At 46.7% G+C, this 17,646-nt stretch carries 12 protein-coding genes; 6 read left to right on the top strand and 6 right to left on the bottom strand.

What is annotated here, in order from left to right; genetic code table 11:
• Positions 1-31: 31 nt before the first annotated feature.
• Complete coding sequence (gene ppk1, locus KO537_RS01870; protein ID WP_028760273.1) at positions 32-2,203, bottom strand: polyphosphate kinase 1; 2,172 nt, start codon at positions 2,201-2,203, stop codon at positions 32-34.
• A 376-nt stretch (positions 2,204-2,579) separates the two neighbouring features.
• Between ppk1 and yegD the strand changes: the two genes are divergently transcribed.
• A complete protein-coding gene (gene yegD, locus KO537_RS01865) occupies positions 2,580-4,046 on the top strand; it encodes a molecular chaperone (protein ID WP_173245322.1) in 1,467 nt (488 codons plus the stop codon).
• A gap of 45 nt (positions 4,047-4,091) precedes the next feature.
• A complete protein-coding gene (locus tag KO537_RS01860; protein ID WP_113941505.1) occupies positions 4,092-4,580 on the top strand; it encodes a CreA family protein in 489 nt (162 codons plus the stop codon).
• Between the two features lie 156 nt (positions 4,581-4,736).
• Here KO537_RS01860 and KO537_RS01855 read toward each other — a convergent pair whose 3' ends face one another.
• The 3 genes from KO537_RS01855 to pdsR form a co-directional block, all read right to left on the bottom strand.
• Positions 4,737-5,936 carry a cystathionine beta-lyase gene (locus tag KO537_RS01855; protein ID WP_219233731.1) on the bottom strand — a complete coding sequence of 400 codons (1,200 nt, stop codon included), beginning with the start codon at positions 5,934-5,936 and terminating at the stop codon, positions 4,737-4,739.
• Positions 5,937-6,165: 229 nt separating this feature from the next.
• The gene (gene pdsS / locus KO537_RS01850) at positions 6,166-8,325 is read right to left on the bottom strand and encodes a proteobacterial dedicated sortase system histidine kinase (RefSeq protein WP_028760269.1); all 2,160 of its coding nucleotides are present in this window, start codon (positions 8,323-8,325) and stop codon (positions 6,166-6,168) included.
• A gap of 93 nt (positions 8,326-8,418) precedes the next feature.
• Positions 8,419-9,111 carry a proteobacterial dedicated sortase system response regulator gene (gene pdsR, locus KO537_RS01845; RefSeq protein WP_006081337.1) on the bottom strand — a complete coding sequence of 231 codons (693 nt, stop codon included), beginning with the start codon at positions 9,109-9,111 and terminating at the stop codon, positions 8,419-8,421.
• Positions 9,112-9,369: 258 nt separating this feature from the next.
• On the opposite strand from pdsR, the gene pdsO reads away from it, so the two are divergent.
• From pdsO to KO537_RS01830, 3 genes are all read left to right on the top strand, one after another.
• Positions 9,370-10,200, top strand: a complete 831-nt coding sequence (pdsO, locus tag KO537_RS01840) for a sortase-associated OmpA-like protein PdsO (protein ID WP_219233730.1) — start codon at positions 9,370-9,372, stop codon at positions 10,198-10,200.
• An 87-nt stretch (positions 10,201-10,287) separates the two neighbouring features.
• On the top strand, positions 10,288-12,606 hold the full coding sequence (locus tag KO537_RS01835; protein WP_219233770.1) for a marine proteobacterial sortase target protein: 2,319 nt from the start codon (positions 10,288-10,290) through the stop codon (positions 12,604-12,606).
• A 10-nt stretch (positions 12,607-12,616) separates the two neighbouring features.
• Positions 12,617-13,324 carry a class GN sortase gene (locus KO537_RS01830; protein WP_219233729.1) on the top strand — a complete coding sequence of 236 codons (708 nt, stop codon included), beginning with the start codon at positions 12,617-12,619 and terminating at the stop codon, positions 13,322-13,324.
• Between the two features lie 104 nt (positions 13,325-13,428).
• Here KO537_RS01830 and KO537_RS01825 read toward each other — a convergent pair whose 3' ends face one another.
• On the bottom strand, positions 13,429-14,454 hold the full coding sequence (locus KO537_RS01825; RefSeq protein WP_028760265.1) for a GGDEF domain-containing protein: 1,026 nt from the start codon (positions 14,452-14,454) through the stop codon (positions 13,429-13,431).
• A gap of 210 nt (positions 14,455-14,664) precedes the next feature.
• On the opposite strand from KO537_RS01825, the gene KO537_RS01820 reads away from it, so the two are divergent.
• Positions 14,665-16,287, top strand: coding sequence for a M28 family metallopeptidase (locus KO537_RS01820; RefSeq protein WP_219233728.1), 1,623 nt, complete (start codon positions 14,665-14,667; stop codon positions 16,285-16,287).
• 139 nt (positions 16,288-16,426) lie between these two features.
• Here the strand turns inward: KO537_RS01820 and KO537_RS01815 are convergent, their stop codons facing one another.
• The gene (locus KO537_RS01815; protein ID WP_219233727.1) at positions 16,427-17,290 is read right to left on the bottom strand and encodes a hypothetical protein; all 864 of its coding nucleotides are present in this window, start codon (positions 17,288-17,290) and stop codon (positions 16,427-16,429) included.
• Between the last annotated feature and the right edge of the window lie 356 nt (positions 17,291-17,646).

The raw sequence follows: 17,646 nt of genomic DNA, 5'->3' as shown, positions 1-17,646 counted from the left end.
TTAGGCAATCAAAGCGATATAAAGCCAGCGATTAGCTGGCTTTGGCCCGTAACTCAGGTGTTATGTCAGGCTGAGTTTTCACTTCTCGCTCAGCGTCACCCTCATGGGTGGACATACGTAAGGCATTAAATTCTTGCAGTTGGCGCTTCTCATAATTAATCAGATATTGATAAATGGCAATTTGAGAACGCACTTTTCGTTTGTTACCGCGATTCCGATAAGGATTACTTTGTTCCTTGTTAATGACACGTGCTTTAGTGTTGTCATTGAACTGTAAGGATAAAATATCCATTATCATCTGTTTTAGGCGCAGATCATAAATCGGCACACTCACTTCAACGCGATTATCTATGTTGCGGCTCATCCAGTCGGCGGAGCAGATGAAGAGTTTGTTCTCTCCACCCGCGTGGAACAGCATCACCCGCGAGTGTTCGAGGAATCGGTCGACGATACTATAGACTTCGATGTTGTCGCTGATCCCCGGAATTTGCGGGATAAGCGAACACATGCCGCGAATAAGTAACTTGATTTTGACCCCTGCCGCCGAGGCTTCATAGAGCTTTTGTACTAAGGATTCATCGAGTAAGTTATTTAGTTTTAAGGTAATCGCCGCCTTCATATGGCTCTGGGCATTAACGATTTCATTATCAATTAAGTGACTCAGTTTTTGTCTGGCATCGTAGGGCGACACAATTAAATGCTGGAAATTATCGCGGCGATACGGATGTTCAATCAAGTCAAATACTTGCTCTACTTCTCGGGCAATTTCTTGATTGGCGGTGAACAGTGACAAGTCAGTGTAGACCCGCGCCGTGCCTTCGTTAAAGTTGCCTGAGCCGACGTGACAATAGAGTTTGATTTCCCCTTGTTCTTCGCGGCCAATCAAGCACAACTTGGAATGTACTTTTAAGCTGGTGATACCGTGGTGAACTTTGACGCCCGCTTCGGCCAAGATGCGGGTCCATTCGATGTTGGATTGCTCATCGAATCTGGCCCTGAGTTCAATGACGGCGGTGACTTGTTTGCCGTTTTTCACTGCATCGATAAGCGATTGCATTACATGGGATTTTTTCGCCACTCGATATAAATTAATTCGAATAAAGCGCACCGCCGGATCGTAGGCCGCTTGGCGCACCATTTCGGTAAAGTGGGAAAACTTATGGTACGGATAATTGAGCATGATATCGCCCATCCGAATCGCATCGAAACTGTTGGCACTGCGGCCAAAACCTGCACTATTGAGCGCCGGTAGTTTTTCGTTTTCGAGGTAGTCGCGGCTCGGGTTGGGGAAGGCGATAAAGTCTTTAAAGCTGTGGTAACGCCCGCCTGGGATCAAACATTCGGTCGAGCTGATGTTCAGGTTTTCTTTGAGCATCACCAACATGTGTTCAGGCATTTCTTTGTCATACACTAAGCGCACAGGCTCTGCAGTAAGACGTTTTTTCAATCCCTTGGTCATTTTCTCAAGTTGGGTTTGTTCAAGCTCGTCAGTGATATCAAAATCAGCATCGCGGGTTAACTTCATCGAATACACTTCGATAGCATCGTACTCGAAGAAGGGACCAAAGAGTTCATCTACGCAGTGGCGAATAATATTATCTAATAAAATCAGATATTTTTTCGCTTTACTCTTTTCAGCTGGGAGTTCGATAAATCGCGGTACATTTTTAGTAGGCACTTCGACTAAGGCGTATTGGCGACGCGCTTTAGTGAACAAACACACACACAAATAGGTGGCGTCGTCGTTGATTTGCTTGATCAGATCGCGATTATTATTGACCATAAGCGGCGCGATATGGCGTTTGAAATGGTCTCTAAAATGCTTTTTCAGCCAGTCGCTGTGGAACTCGCTTAATTGTTTCTCATTGATTAACAAAATATTACGACGTACAAGTTCGCGCATTAAATCCGTGTATATGCCATCGAACCTTTCTTGCAATGCCATCACTTTCGATTGGATCTTGGCCATTAAATGGCGGCTATTACTGCGACCTTCCTGCAGGGATGACAGCAAAATGGAGCGTCTGACCGCAGCCACTCGCACCCTAAAAAACTCATCCATGTTATTGGAAAATATCCCTAAAAAGCGGACTCGCTCCACTAAGGGAACATTGTGATCGCAGGCTTCTTGCAATACCCGCTCATTAAAAGACAACCAAGAGAGTTCTTTATCAATCGAAAGTTTATCGGTATTCGGGGACACTGCACAGCTCCTTTAAGCAAGCGTCATGGCGCAATATACAATAGCATTCATCCGCCGTTGTGCAATCAGATTTACTGCCGACAAGTGAAGGAATTTCAATGATAAATATTGCGTACACGCCAAAATCAGTCTGGGATTTATCTGGGATAAAGATACGAGGGAAATATGTCAACTTGATGACGAGTGTGACAGAAATATGACCTTATGATGATCATCTTGGATTGAGCTTAAACTCTGTTCGCGTCACTGCGATTTAAGTCTTGAGAAACTGTGCAAGCGTGGCTTACTGGAGAATAAATCCGTCAGTGTTAACTCCTTGGGCATTATCGCAAACTATGTTATCTTGCTCGGCTTTTTTATCGCGGGAGTAAAAGGTATGTTTGTTGGATTTGATTATGGTAGTGCTAACTGCGCCGTAGGGATCATGCTGGAAGATGGTGTGCAGTTATTGGCATTATCAGAGCAATCAGCTTATTTGCCTTCGACCTTATACGCGATGGACAGGGAACTGATCGCCGAGGCGGTTTATCGTGGCCTTCCCACTGAATTAAAAGCCGATTACGCCAAAAAGCGCGCCGCGCAATTGAGTCGCGCCCGTATGGTGCGCCATGAGTTAGATCTCGATGCCGATGTTCAGGCTGTATTTGTTGGCGAGCAGGCGGTGAGCGCGTATTTAGAGATGCCGGAGGAGGGATTCTATGTCCGTTCGCCAAAATCCTTTTTAGGCGCGACAGGGCTTAGACCCGAACAAGTGGCCCTGTTTGAAGATATTGTTACCTTGATGATGCAGCACATTAAAGTGCGCGCCGAATCTGTGTTAGTTGAAAAGGACCTTGTTAATCAGGGTAGCACTGCGATGATCACCCATGCGATTATTGGTCGTCCGGTGAATTTTCAAGGCATAGGCGGAGAAGAGAGTAACCGTCAGGCTGAAGCCATTTTGACCTTAGCGGCAAAACGCGCGGGTTTCATCGACGTTGATTTTCTGTTCGAGCCGTTAGCGGCGGGGATGGATTATGAAGCGACCTTGACCGACAACAAAACGGTATTGGTCGTCGACGTAGGCGGCGGTACAACGGACTGCTCTGTGGTAAAAATGGGACCCGCCCATAAACAAAAAGCGGATCGCAGTGAAGATTTCCTCGGTCACAGCGGCCAGCGGATCGGCGGTAACGATCTCGATATCGCCCTTGCAATGAATGCCTTTATGCCGCACTTTGGTTTAGGTTCCTTGATGATTAATGGCAAACCTATGCCCAGTAAAACATTTTGGAATGCGGTCGCAGTGAATGATATTAGCGCCCAGCGAGAATTCAGTACCTTAAGTAGCCGTAAATTGATTGATGAATTGGTTAAAGAAGCCGAGCAGCCACAGTTACTGAAGCGATTGTTAAAGGTGCAACAGCAGCAGTTAAGCTATCAACTGGTTCGCCAAGCCGAGCGTGCGAAAATTGCACTGTCAGATACCGATAATACTGATGTTAATCTGGATTTTATCGAAGCGGCGCTGCACGCAGGTGTGAGTCGTGACTTGTTTGAAAATGCCATTGAGCCGTCGCTGACGAAAGTGGAAGCCCTGATGCACCAAGCGCTCACGCAAGCTGCAAAAACTTTGGCTGCAACAAATGTCGCGGTAAACCGCTCAGCAACAGAGGATTTATCCGCGGAAGCAGAGTGTAAACCCGATGTGATTTACGTGACGGGTGGTACGGCACGAAGCCCAGCAATTTATGCGAAAATCGCTGGTATTTATCCCGATATTCCGGTCGTGGTCGGCGATCACTTTGGCTCTGTGACAGCAGGATTAACCCGCTGGGCACAAAAGCTATTCGCTACGCATTAATATATAAGCGCTAGCATATCAGCACTAATGTAAAAGGATGTATGAATGAAAACTCTGTTGAAGTGTGCGTTTGCGGCCTCTGTAGGTCTATTGCTTGCGGGTTGTGGTGACGATGTGGGTAAGGTGAGCTTAGGGCTTTTTACCACTAAAGATGTGATTATTGATGCTAAAAACGATCCTAAAATACCTGGGGTGACTTGCCATATTAGTCGTATCGAAGCCAATTTAGACTTTGCCGATCCGTCTGATATGGGGATCAGTTGCCGTCAAACTGGGCCAATTACTGCGGCCGATCTGGCGAAGATAGACATGGGGAAACACGGCGAAGTGATTTTCACTGAATCCCTGAGTATTTTATTTAAGTCATTAAAAGTGCGTAGAATTTACGATGCGCAAAATCAGACTCTGTTGTATTTGTCCTATTCGACGAAAGAGACCAATGGCAGCCATAAACATGCGCTCTCAACAGTGCCGCTTTATGGCTCTGCGGCTTGGGTCGATCCTGCATTAAGTATTGGAACGAAAGCGCATTAATCGCTGTAGAGTTTATGGTTTAGCGGTTTATTTGCTATAAGCATAATGATATTGCAATAAAAATTCGTATTTGTGTCAGTATCGATAAGAGAAGGGGCGGAATATTTATTCCGCCCCTTTTTTATATTCTGCTAGCACTTAGTACATTAAATATCGTTACTTAGCTTTGGCCGCCAATACTGCGTTAAAGCGTTCAAACCCAGCACTGAGATCGGCGATTAAATCAGCGGGATCTTCTAAACCAATATGTAAACGGATCAAAGGTTTGCTCGCATCCCATTGAGTCGCCGAGCGGATTTTTTCAATGCCAAAAATGCCGAGGATTAAACTCTCGTAGCCGCCCCAAGAAAAGCCCATCTTAAAGTGACTCATATTTTCAACCAGTGCGGTGACGGCATCGCCATCGCCCTGTTTTAAGATAAAGGAGAACAAGCCGTTGGAGGCACTAAAGTCGCGTTTAAAGAATTCGTGCCCAGGGCATGTATCAAACGCGGGATGACGTAGATGATCGACTTCTGGCCGGTTTTTCAACCAGTTGGCCACTTGCAGGGCATTTTTTTCATGTTGCGCCATACGCACGCCTAAGGTACGTAGGCCGCGGGCAGCAAGGTACACATCGTCTGGCGATGTGGTTTGTCCCATCAAATAGCTGTGTTCACGTAATTGTGGCCAGTATTTTTCGTTGGCCGTGGCCGTGCCTATCATCACATCCGAGTGACCGACGATATATTTGGTCGCCGCTTGAATTGAGATATCTACACCCATTTCAAAGGGTTTGCTATTGATGGGCGAGGCCCAAGTGTTGTCCAGCATAGTGATCAACCCATGTTCGTGGGCGATGCGGCACAAGGTCGGTACATCTTGCACTTCCATGGTGATGGAGCCCGGAGACTCTAAAAACAGAACCTTAGTATTGGGTCGAATGAGGTCGCGAATGCCTGCGCCAATCAGCGGATCGTAATAGGTGGTTTCGATACCAAAACCGCCGAGAATATGGGTACACAGATCCCGCGTTGGCTCATACACGCTATCAACCATTAACAGGTGATCGCCCGTTTTTAAAAATGACAGTAGCGCCGCACTGATCGCCGCAGCGCCAGAAGGATACAGCGCCGTACCGACGCCACCTTCTAGTTCGGCAATCGCGGCCTGAAAGGCAAAATGGGTTGGAGTGCCACGGCGGCCATAAAACATCTCGCCATTGGTTTTATTTTTCGCGGCGTGGCGCATTTCATCCATGGTTTCGAAGACGATAGTCGAAGCACGAAAAACGGGCGGATTGATCACGCCTTTGGTCCATTTTTTGTCTCGACCTAAGCTGACGATTTGGGTGGCTTGATGATGTTTATCTGTCATTGGATCATTACCTTGGCATTTAGGTTGAACGAAGAGGTTGAACAATTTGGGAGAATAATTGGCGTTTCTTATCGATTGTTATGGCGGTCATCTTAGCATCTGCCCGCATAAATGACAGGAGGCACGTGATGAGTTTGGCTCATGTTATTGGCCTCCTGTATTTTAGCTGTTGAGATTATGACGCAGGGCTTAAAAGCTGTAACACGCTTAACTTAAAGGCCGCATGTTCTTAATTTAAAGGTAAGGTAACAAGGATATCCACACCATTATGTTCGCTGCGATTACGGGCAAGGATTTGTCCTTGGTGGAACTCGGCGACCAATCGCGCGATATACAGACCTAAGCCTAGGTGGGGTTTATCTTGGGCTTGATTAATCCGCACCGACACCATGGAATCGAAAATCTGCTCCGACATATCAATGGGCAGTTCAGGTCCTAAGTTGCTGATAAGCAGAGTCGCTTGCTTACCCACTTGGGTGAGTGTGACTTCGATAGCACTGTCTTTATGGCAAAACTCAATGGCGTTGGCGATAAGTTTGTCCATTAACTGGGCGATATATTCTGGCACACCTTGCATCATCAGTGGTTGCTCGGGCACTTTCACACTAAAGCCTTGTTCTGGATAGGTCATTTGATAACCTTGCATACAACCGCTGACCACTTGAGAGAGTGGGAACTTAGTGATATCGGCCTGCGTTAAACTCTGCTCTAAGCGTGTTGCCTCGCTCATGTTGTTTAAAATCATACTTAAGCGGCTGACACCTTCTTGGGCGCGGTCGACATATTTTTGCGTGTCTTTATCTAAGGTTTGCAGGTTTAAATGCTCAAGGGATGATCGCACCACAGCCACGGGCGTACGTAACTCATGGGACAGGCGCGACGACATGTTTTCTAGATAGTGAGTGTACTGACCCAGTCGCCCCACAATGCTAGAGAAGCTACGGGACAGATCGCCAATTTCATCCCGAGCCTTCGACGGTTTGAGGTGATTACGCACACGGCCTTGGCTATCGATGGCGTTTTCGGCTTCATCGCGCAATTTACGGATGCGGTTAGAAATACTCGAGGCGAAGAAGAACAGCGCCAAGGTGCCCATACTCATTATGGTCAAAATCACGTTAAAGAGCTTTTCTAGCGCTCGGTTGCGTAGGGTTCTAATTCCGTGGGTGGTTTCTTCGGCGACGACGGCACCCATCACATTGTTATCAATCCAAATGGGGCTCGCAGCGGCGAGTACCACAGCTTTGTTGTCTGGGGTTAACCGCCAAGTCGAACTTTGCTGACCCGCGAGGGCTTTTTGGATATGACTGCCGTCAAGCTCGGTGGAATCTTGTAAGGAATCAATAAAGTCTTTGGGCGGTTTTGTGAGAATTTTATAGTACAGCGGATGCAGATAATCACGCTTGAAGGTATCCCACAGCGCGGTGCTCTTTTCATCTTCTAAGGTGCGGGTCCATACACTGTCATTAGCGCGAATGTCGCCGGATTTTGCCAGTACGCGACCGTGTTTATCGACCACCCAAATACGTGAGCTATAGTGGCTCATGCCTTTGATAATACTTTCAATTTCCGGTGATGGTACCAGCACAGTGCCGAGATTGTCGACCGTATCTAAGGCCGAGGTGCCGACAACTGCAGCGACATCACGGTATTTGCTGTCGTTGACATCGGCAATGGCAAATCCGAGTTTGCTGCCGACCATGTCTAAGGGAATACGCAGCTCGACATTGTAGCCCACATCTGTCGTTGCCCATTGTCCTTGGATACGTACCTCAGGTGTAACAGGCACAGTTTGCTTAGGATTAGCGGGTAATTCGAAGGCGCTGATCCAGCCGGGTTGAGTCGTGGCAACGATATAGCGTTTGAATTTATTGTCGGGCGCGAGTGTTGCAATCGAGAGATGATCATTTCTATCGACACTTAGAGCATTTTTACCCCGCAGTACCACGGTTGGATCAATGACTTGAAAAAAAGCATACAGATAACCATCGTATTGGCCGACCATGTGGGTAAAGCTTAAGGTCAGGGGGGCGTTCGGATCGGCACGCATAATTTGGTGCGCCTCACCGTATTGGATAAATCTGTGCTGATATTCCTGCCATTCGTTGAGTTTGCCGTCGAGTAGAATCGCCCCCGCCAGTGGATAGGCGTATAGATCGCGGCTTTTTTCTACTTGCTTTAAAAAACTCGCTTGCCCATCGAACAATTTCGGCCGCTCGTGCAGCGCGGTGGCCAGTGCTTGAGTGGTGCCTTCTAAGGTGCGTTCTTGGCCGTGGCGAAGATACTTTTCCATTTCCCACACATATTGGTACCCCAGCCAAGGTAGGCAGAGCAAGAACAGGCTAAGGCCGATGACTTTAGTGCGTAGACCAAAGGGGAAACGTGTCATAAGTTAGGGATCAGCATTAATGGGTTTAAAAGTTCATTTATCCAAGGTTATCTGGTTCAACGCCGCGCGCTTAAAGGTTTGTTAAGCCATAGATCAGGCTAAGCTGTCCCAGCGATAACCCATACCATAGACAGTATCAATACAATCAAACTCTGGCGCGGTAGCGATAAACTTTTTTCGAATGCGTTTCACATGGGAGGTGATCGTGCTGTCATCGACAAAGATTTTAGCCTCTTGCATTAATTCATGGCGACTGCGTACATGGCCTGGATGTTTGGCTAACGCATGCACCATCCAAAATTCGGTCACAGTAAGTTCGATTGGTAACTGGTTCCAATAGACTTGCATGCGGTTGGCATCAATGGTCAGTGGGCCACGTTCGAGCAGGTTTTCCTGCGCCGTTTGGCTGGCCGCAAGTTCAGAACGTCGAAACAATGCGGCTAGCCGTGCGGTTAAATGGGGAAAACTCACTTCTTTACTCAAGTAATCATCGGCGCCTAAACGCAGACCACACACAGTATCAAAGTCACTGTCACGGGCGGTTAAAAAGATGATCGGCAGCGTGCTCGACATGGCGCGCAATGACTGACATAGCATAAAGCCGCCGTCAATTTCATTACCTAAGCCGATGTCGATAATGGCTAAATCTGGTAAACGGGTATTAAAGGCTAGCATGGCCGATGGTCTGTCGGCGTAGGTTTGCACGCTGTAACCGTGTTGTTGCAGCACGTCCTTGTAATTTTCGCGAATGGCCGCTTCATCTTCCACTATGGCTATACGCTTCATAGAGCCGTATTCCTATTGACTTGGGGGAGTAAGTTTTCGTGACTATACAGGATTTTACCCGAGAAAAAAGGCCACAAATGCAATTGCCATTTTGTTGCCACAATTGATAGTTGTATTGCCATTTTCCATCCCTGCTCATGCCATTCCACTTGTGTTTAATAGCCCCATTCAGTTTTGTACCCGTTTGACCTGATGTGGTGTTGAGTGGATTGCTTCAGGTACGAGTCCAAGCTCAGCTAATAATCAAAAAGGAATGAGATGATGAAAAAGACACTAATTAATCTATTGGTTTTGAGTTTATTAAGCACACCTGTAGCCAATGTGTCGGCGCGGGTTTCACTGCAAAACCAAGTGATAGGACAAGACCTCACCCTAGAAAATGATGTCTATGCTAGCGGTATAGCGATGGATGACGAATACGCAAGCGAGGACGAACAACCGGAAGCCCTCATTGGCCTCGGTGGTGGAGCCTTAGTGGGGGCGTTAGTCGGTGGTCCAGTGGGGGCCATTATTGGTGCGTTCACTGGCACCTTGATTGGCAAATCGGTCAGCGATACAGACACATTGCATGTTCAGCAAAGACAGATCCATTTGCAAGAGTCCCAGTTATCCGAGTGGAGTGTAAAACAGCAAGCCGCCGAAAAACGGGCGAGCGAATATACCAAGGCGCAGCAAGAGCTGGATGAGTTGCTGTCAGCGCAACGTCAATTGCTCAGTGAACTCGCCTTGGGGCTTAGCGTACAGTTTCGTACCGGTTCCTCTGAGGTTGAATCGCATTTTTTACCTCAATTAGATGATGTGGCTGAGGTGATGAATTTGTCACCAGAACTCAATCTTGAGCTGAAGGGCTATGCAGACCGCCGTGGTGATGAGAGTTACAACCAAGCCCTTTCTGAGCAGCGTCTACTGGAGGTGCGTGGCTACCTGATTAAGCAAGGCGTCACTGCCGAGCGCATGACCACTCAAGCCTTTGGCGCTTTATCGCCTTTGCAAGCCGACCAAGACAGAGAATCAGATGTGTTCGACCGCCGCGTGACATTAACACTACAGCCTCATTTTGCCTTGACGGCAAGGCACTCTGCTGACTAGCGGTCAATTTAAGCAGTCCATTTTATGTCGTTCATATTAACGACGACCAACATCAGTTCATATTTGTTAATAGAGGAAGCCTTTGTGATGATCACAGGGAAAAGGGTAAAAGAAGTGAGTGAAGCGGTAGCGGTATTGCTGATCAGTGCCGCCGTGTGTTGGGGTTTGCCCTTTGTGGCATTGGCTTCGCCGAATAGTACCGGCACATTATCTGCGCCACAGAATATGGCTTCGGCATTGGTCGGGCAAAATAGTGCTCACAGAACGGCAGAGTCACACATCATTAATTACGATGACATTACTCAGGGATTATTACTTTATCGTCAGCCGAGCGGTGCTTGGGTGCCATCTTTGCCGCTCGATACACAAGTGTCGATGCAAGTCTCTGGCTTAAGTAATCGCGTGAGCGTGAAACAGGTTTTTCGCAACAATACTGAATTTGTGTTGAATGGGCAATATTTGTTCCCGCTGCCCAATGAGGCTGCGGTGGATTCGTTGCGATTACATATAGGCCAGAGAGTGATCGAAGGGCAAATTCATCCTAAGGCTGATGCCAAGCAGATTTTTGAGCAAGCGAAAGCTGAAGGCAAACGTGCCAGCTTAGTGAGCCAAGAGCGGCCTAATATGTTCACGACCGAAGTCGCAAACCTAGCACCTCAAGAGGAGCTGATTGTAGAAATCAGCTATCAGGAGACCATTAAATATGAAGATGGTTTGTTTAGTTTACGTTTTCCGCTGGTGGTCGCGCCCCGTTATATTCCGGGATTAACATCGGATTCAAGTGCTAGCGACTCACATGATCCTATGGCACAGGTGCGCCAATCAAGCCGAGTGACAAGCTCGCAGGTGTTTGATGCTGACCGGATTGTGGCACCAGTGCGGCATACGGCCAGTGGACGCGATCCTGTGCTGAAGGCAGACATTCAAGTCTTACTCGCAAAGGGGGTTGATAAAGCGTCCATTGAGAGTCCTTACCATGACATCAAACTCAAGCAAGACAATAGCGGCGCGGTCGATGTATCGCTGGCGCAACGTGTGCCCGCTAATCGTGATTTTGTGCTGCAATGGCGAGTACAGCAGGGCACGAGCCCAATGGCTTGGGTGTTTAATCAGCAAGGTAAAACCCATAAGCTCGATGGCGAAAATCTGTCTCAGGATACACTTGAGACAAGTAAAACCAGCGGCGTAAATGATGATAATTACAGTCTCGTCATGGTGTTGCCTCCTAAGGTTGAAAAGAGTACTCAGCCGAGTTTGCCCCGTGAATTAATTTTAGTGATTGATACTTCGGGCTCTATGGCGGGGGATTCTATCGTTCAAGCTAAAAATGCACTGTTATACGCGTTAAAAGGACTGAAGCCGGAGGACAGTTTTAACATTATCGAATTTAACTCCAGTTTGTCTCAGTTCTCAGCAGTACCATTACCGGCGACCTCGTCGAATTTGTCACGGGCCCGTCAATTTGTGAGCCGTTTACAGGCCGATGGTGGCACTGAAATGGCGTTAGCACTGGACGCTGCCTTGCCAAAATCCTTGGGCAGTGTATCGCTTGATGCAACGCAGCCTTTGCGCCAAGTGATCTTTATGACCGACGGCTCTGTGGGCAATGAACAAGCGTTATTTGATTTGATCCGCTATCAAATTGGTGAGAGTCGCCTATTTACTGTCGGCATAGGTTCGGCGCCTAATTCTCACTTTATGCAAAGGGCGGCTGAACTCGGTCGTGGCACTTTTACCTATATTGGCAAAGTGGATGAAGTCGATGAGAAGATCAGCGCCTTACTCAGCAAAATTCAATATCCAGTGTTAACCAATATTCAAGTGCGTTTTGATGATGGCAGTGTGCCCGATTACTGGCCATCACCGATTGCCGATCTGTACCGCGGTGAGCCAGTGCTCGTGAGTCTAAAGCGCAGCGCCCGTGAGCCACAGGAGTTAGTGATTTCAGGACGCCAAGGGCATCAAAACTGGCAACAGTCGCTCTCGCTGCAGGACAACTCCGCAGGATTGATGACCCATCAAGGTGCGGGTTTAGATTTGCTGTGGGCGCGTAAACAGATTGGTGCATTGGAGTTGAGTAAAAATGGTGCGAATGATGACAAGGTCAAACAGCAAGTGACGGCCTTATCGATGAATTATCACTTGGTCAGCGCCTATACCAGTTTAGTGGCGGTGGACTTAACCCCAATTGATTCAACTGCAATGAGCCGTGATGCCGTGGTTCGTCAGCACTTGCCCTTAGGTTGGCAACCTTTTGGAGCCTTGCCGCAAACCGCGACGTCAAGCCGTTTGGATATGTTATTAGGTGCGCTGACCTTGCTACTCGCCTTGATTCTTACGGGATCGATTCTTCGACAAAGACGGGAAGAGAAGGCGGCCTTGGTGGCACTTACCTGTGAACGATGAGTTAAGCGCGATGAGCAAAAGCAGAACACAGCGATTTTTAGTGGTGGGATTATTTTTAATTGGCGCAACATTGTTAGGAAAGGGACTCTATATGCAAGCTAAAGCACACTTTGCCCAGTATTTGATTGAACAGGCGTGGACTAAAACCTTGGCTGATGGTCAATCCCATAAGCCTTGGTCATGGGCGGATACCTATCCCGTGGCAAAGCTGTCTATTCATCGTGAGCAAGTGGCGGCGAACAACAATATTGAAGCAGAGCTTAATGACAGTTTATATGTTCTTGCGGGGGCTTCTGGGCGAAATTTGGCCTTTGGTCCGAGTCTGGTGTTGTCCAGTGCGCCAGCGGGGCAAAAAGGCAATACTGTGATTGCCGGCCACAGGGACACGCATTTTGCGATACTTAATGGCATGGCGGTGGGGCGTCGATTATCGTTACAAACGCTTAAAGGCAATCACATTATTTATGAAGTGGTGGCGACTCAGGTCGTACATGAAACCGAAACTCAATTTATGGCGCCATCCGATGATAATCGCTTAACGTTAATTACGTGTTATCCCTTCGATTCACTTCAAGGTGGTGCTGAACTGCGGTTTGTGGTGCAGGCGATACCCGTCGAAAATGAGTCGATGGAAACACATGGTACGAATGTATCCGTTTCAATAGGGAGTGGCGTGCAAGGGAATATTGGAACTGTTTCTCGCAGTTTCAAACATTAATCTGAAATCTCATTTAAATCCTTCATGTAGCTTTCAAAAAATGTTCCTTTGTTAATCATCTTAGCCTGAAGCTGAATTATCGGCTTCAGGCTAAGTTATAACTATCAGTTACTGATAGGCAGCACACGATTTCGTCCTAAGCGTTTGGCTTCATAAAGTAATTTGTCTGCCGCTTCAATCAATTGCATACCCGTTTGTTTTTCTTGCCATTGGGCGACGCCAAAGGAAGCACTGATATTATTGATGCGTTCGTCTTTGCGTCTGTCTTTTAAACTGAGTTTTTCGAGTCCACGGCGCATAGCTTCGGCCAGTTGCCTTGCGATACGTAGCTGACTTTTAGGGACAATAATCGCAAATTCTTCACCGCCAAAACGATACAGTTTCGTGCCATCGCGGCAGGATTCCTGTAGTCGTTTCGCCACGGCGCGTAACACTTGGTCGCCGAGCTGGTGGCCATAGGTGTCGTTAAACACTTTAAAATGGTCGATATCGGCCAAGATCACACAAGTGCCTAAGGGGGCTTGGGCTATCATTCCTGCAAAATCAGTGTCAAAGGCGCGGCGATTAAAGCAGCCCGTCAGTGCATCGTAGAGAACGTCTTTTTCTGTTTGTTCAAGTTTTTTCTTTAGTGCGTCTATTTCGGTTTGAGCCTTCTGCAGCTGACCGGTAAAGAACTCTGTGCTCGAGCGAATATTGTCCGACTCTTTCACTAAGCTGCGGACCAGATCGAGTACTTGCTCAACACTAAAGCCCTCGTCTTCGATGCGGTTGAGCTTTTCAAAATTACTTTCGATACGCGACTGGAAGTCATTGGCATCTAGATTGGTATCTTTGAGTGATTGGGAAAGCTCAGTCACCATAGCATCCAGATTTTGGCGCATTTCTCTGACATCGAGTTCAACTGGGTCGGCAACATATTGGCGATACAAGATTTCGCTACTGACTGGAGGGCAAGTGTTGTATTGGGCAATAACAGTATCGAGTTGTTGATTTAACTCGGGATTTTGTTCACCAACATAAGTGTACCAAAGCGCATAGTTGACGGGTGTGGTCGGAATTTTATGTTTGAGCATCAGAGGCACTGCTTTTTTGAGGTTCAGTGCAGCGGCTTGTAATAACTCTAGCGACATATTGTTACCTTACTTAATGAAAATGCACGGATATTTTAAAATTTTCGCTATTTTTTATTCTATTGCAGTCAGATTTAGGTCAACGACAAGAATATCGGTCAGATGGAGACATGATTACCGTTTACTCTTGGATGCAGCGACTCCGTTTGCGCTAAGACTTCCATCATAAATTAAAGATGATATGGTAAAGTCTATCCTTAAAACCAAATAATGATAATAACTTGGGAGAAAGTTGTGAAAAATTTAATCATAACCACAAGTCTGTTGGCCACTATTTCATTACCTGTCTTTGCTGAAACGGCATTTGTGAAAAGTCTCGATCTCGTGCAATACCGAACCGATGTGAAAACCTTAGCGAGCGATGCTTTTGGGGGACGCGCGCCCTTGTCTGAAGGTGAGACGTTAACTTTAGACTATTTAGTGACAGCATTTAAAGATATGGGTCTCAAACCCGGATTTGGCGATAGCTATTTACAGGCGGTTCCTTTGGCGCAAATTAGTGCCGATCAAAACATGCAGCTTGATATCGGCGGACTTAAATTTGCCAATGGCAGTGAATTTACCGCAAGAACCCAAAGAATCGCTGACACCGTGAGCCTGAATAAAAGCGATGTGGTATTTGTTGGCTATGGTATCAATGCACCCGAATATGGCTGGAATGATTATCAAGGGTTAGATGTAAAAGGCAAAACGGTCATCGTACTCGTGAATGACCCCGGCTTTGCGACCCAAGATCCAACAATATTTAAAGGCAATGCTATGACCTATTATGGTCGCTGGACTTATAAATATGAGGAAGCGGCGCGTCAAGGCGCTGAGGCCGTGTTTATTGTCCATGAAACCGCGCCTGCCGCCTATGGCTGGGGTGTGGTGCAAAACTCCAACACAGGGACTAAGTTTACTCTGGTCGATGCCAATAATAACCAAGGTCAAGTGGGCGTGATGGGCTGGGTTCAGCACGAAACCGCACAAAAAATCTTTGCCAAAGCGGGATTGGATTTTGATACCTTAAAACAGCAAGCAGCCAAGCCAAACTTTAAGGCTATCCCACTTAAGCTGAGCGCGCAGCTCACGTTAAACAATAAAATTGAACGCGCCGAGTCCCATAACGTTGCGGCTTTACTGCCTGGCAAAACGCGCCCCGACGAAGTGGTGATGATGCATGCCCATTGGGATCACCTCGGTACTGTGATTGAAGACGGTAAGTCAGAGATTTTAAACGGAGCGGTCGATAATGCCAGCGGTGTGGCGGGGGTTTTAGCGTTAGCGCGTTACTTCAAACAGCAGGCTAGCACGGCGCCACTGGATCGCTCGGTGCTCTTCAGTGCCTTTACTGCAGAAGAAACGGGTCTGATTGGTGCACAGCATTTTGCTCAGCATCCCAGTGTGCCAACCAAAAATATCGTCGCCTTTTTAAATATCGATGGCATGAATGTAAATAAAGGCGTGGATTACATTTTGCGCTATGGGGAAGGGGTATCTGAGTTGGAGCAATACTTAGATAAAGCCGCCAAAGCCCAAGACCGTTCGGTAAAAGCGGATCCAAGACCACAGAATGGATTGATGTTTAGATCAGACCATTTTGCGCTGGCCCAGCAAGGTGTACCAGGATTGTTATTTATGAGTCTTGGGGATACAGATCCTGACTATATTGCGCATAAATATCACCAAGGAGCCGATGATTATGATCCAAATTGGACGTTGGAGGGCGTGAGTCAAGACCTAGACTTGATCGCCAGTATGATAACCACCTTAGCGAATGGTTCAGATTGGCCCCATTGGCTTGAATCATCAGACTTTAAAGCCAAACGTGAGCAGGATGGCCGTAAATAGGTTTAATGGGTTGGATCATGAGGGCGTCCAGTAGGCGCCCTTATTTTTTAGCACTAATTTGGGCTAGGGTTCGGGCAACGGTTTGAGCTAGAAGGGGTGTTTAATACAATATGGGAAGAGATTTTTTATAGCATTAAAATTAAAAGGAATAACTGATAGAAAGCATAGGGCCAATAAAATTGTAATAGATGTTGTAATCGGCGATTTGAGTATCTTTATTCGGCGAATTTTGGGCGATATCAACGTCAACTTTATAGTAGTTATAGGCCACGCTCATACGCCAGTTTGGGGTGATTTGTGCATTAACCCCCACTTTAATATCAACCAGTTCGCCTTTGACATCATTGAGTTTGATATAGAAATACTGTGCATGACTGGTGATTTGCCAACCGGGAGCAAATTCATACTGACCATATATGCCAATATCGGGCAGTGGTGCAGTGACATTTTCGTCAACAATGCGCGGAATTGCTTGGCTACCGCAGATATTATTGAGTAATTCCGATGAAGCGCAAACACCAATCACCCCTTCAAAACCTGTCTTGATAAACATAGTATGTAAACCAAGTGATAGACCGACATCATAGTTACTGCCTTGAAATACATCATAGCCATAGCCGAAGCGCAGTACATCAATGTTTAAGGTTGAATTTAGATTACCGCCTGCTTTGATATCGTAAATGGTGTCGTTAATCTCGAGCTGGAAGGGTTTGGTTAAGGCTTGGGTTTCGGCGTTACGATGAAGCTGTTTCCAGTCTAGGTAGATATTGTGCCGTTCGTTAAAGTGATAATTTAACTCGATAAAGGGTAAAAATTCGTTTTCTGCAAGTTGTAGATCGGACTCATAATCTAAAGTGAAATTATTACCCGAAATAGGGTTAGTGACTTCCATATTGGTGTCTGATTGCGAATAAAAGCCGCCTAACTGAATAGTAAAATCATCGGCTTGCACTTGAGTGCTGAGCAGTGACGCTATGATTAGGGGTAATAGGCGTATCGACATGTTAAGGAGTGACTCCTGCATTATTCTTATTATGTTTAGCGATAAGGTCAGAATTTAGTGCCATAAAAAAACAACATTTGGAGTTTAACAGCAAATTTTTCAATGTGAACAAAATGTTTTAAAAAATGCAAAAAATTGTGATTCAAAACAAAAGTAGGGCTGGTTCTCGTGAGGTTGAATGAAATTTGAGTGAGCGATCACATCAATTGTGGATTGAAAGACTAAGGACAAGTGTTTCCTTCCTGAACGGCTTTAGGATTGTTGCGTTGTTGATGGGGCGAGATACAAATGGATATAGACACAAATATGGCGGAGAATCATCGATATTGAGAATATCTAGCGGTACGATCCCGCTA

Origin of the sequence: Shewanella sp. NKUCC01_JLK (assembly GCF_019345615.1) — a bacterium.
Classification (GTDB): Bacteria; Pseudomonadota; Gammaproteobacteria; order Enterobacterales; family Shewanellaceae; genus Shewanella; species Shewanella oncorhynchi.
The sequence above is the reverse complement of the archived record's forward strand: the minus strand, read 5'-3'. Positions and strand labels throughout refer to the sequence as shown.

Excerpts from the sequence above, each read along its gene's own strand:
- KO537_RS01820 (WP_219233728.1), top strand. The coding sequence starts at position 14,665 with ATGATAATAACTTGGGAGAAAGTTGTGAAAAATTTAATCATAACCACA.
- KO537_RS01815 (WP_219233727.1), bottom strand. The coding sequence starts at position 17,290 with ATGTCGATACGCCTATTACCCCTAATCATAGCGTCACTGCTCAGCACT.
- KO537_RS01860 (WP_113941505.1), top strand. The coding sequence starts at position 4,092 with ATGAAAACTCTGTTGAAGTGTGCGTTTGCGGCCTCTGTAGGTCTATTG.
- pdsR (WP_006081337.1), bottom strand. The coding sequence starts at position 9,111 with ATGAAGCGTATAGCCATAGTGGAAGATGAAGCGGCCATTCGCGAAAAT.
- pdsO (WP_219233730.1), top strand. The coding sequence starts at position 9,370 with ATGATGAAAAAGACACTAATTAATCTATTGGTTTTGAGTTTATTAAGC.
- yegD (WP_173245322.1), top strand. The coding sequence starts at position 2,580 with ATGTTTGTTGGATTTGATTATGGTAGTGCTAACTGCGCCGTAGGGATC.
- KO537_RS01855 (WP_219233731.1), bottom strand. The coding sequence starts at position 5,936 with ATGACAGATAAACATCATCAAGCCACCCAAATCGTCAGCTTAGGTCGA.
- KO537_RS01830 (WP_219233729.1), top strand. The coding sequence starts at position 12,617 with ATGAGCAAAAGCAGAACACAGCGATTTTTAGTGGTGGGATTATTTTTA.
- KO537_RS01835 (WP_219233770.1), top strand. The coding sequence starts at position 10,288 with ATGATCACAGGGAAAAGGGTAAAAGAAGTGAGTGAAGCGGTAGCGGTA.
- pdsS (WP_028760269.1), bottom strand. The coding sequence starts at position 8,325 with ATGACACGTTTCCCCTTTGGTCTACGCACTAAAGTCATCGGCCTTAGC.
- KO537_RS01825 (WP_028760265.1), bottom strand. The coding sequence starts at position 14,454 with ATGTCGCTAGAGTTATTACAAGCCGCTGCACTGAACCTCAAAAAAGCA.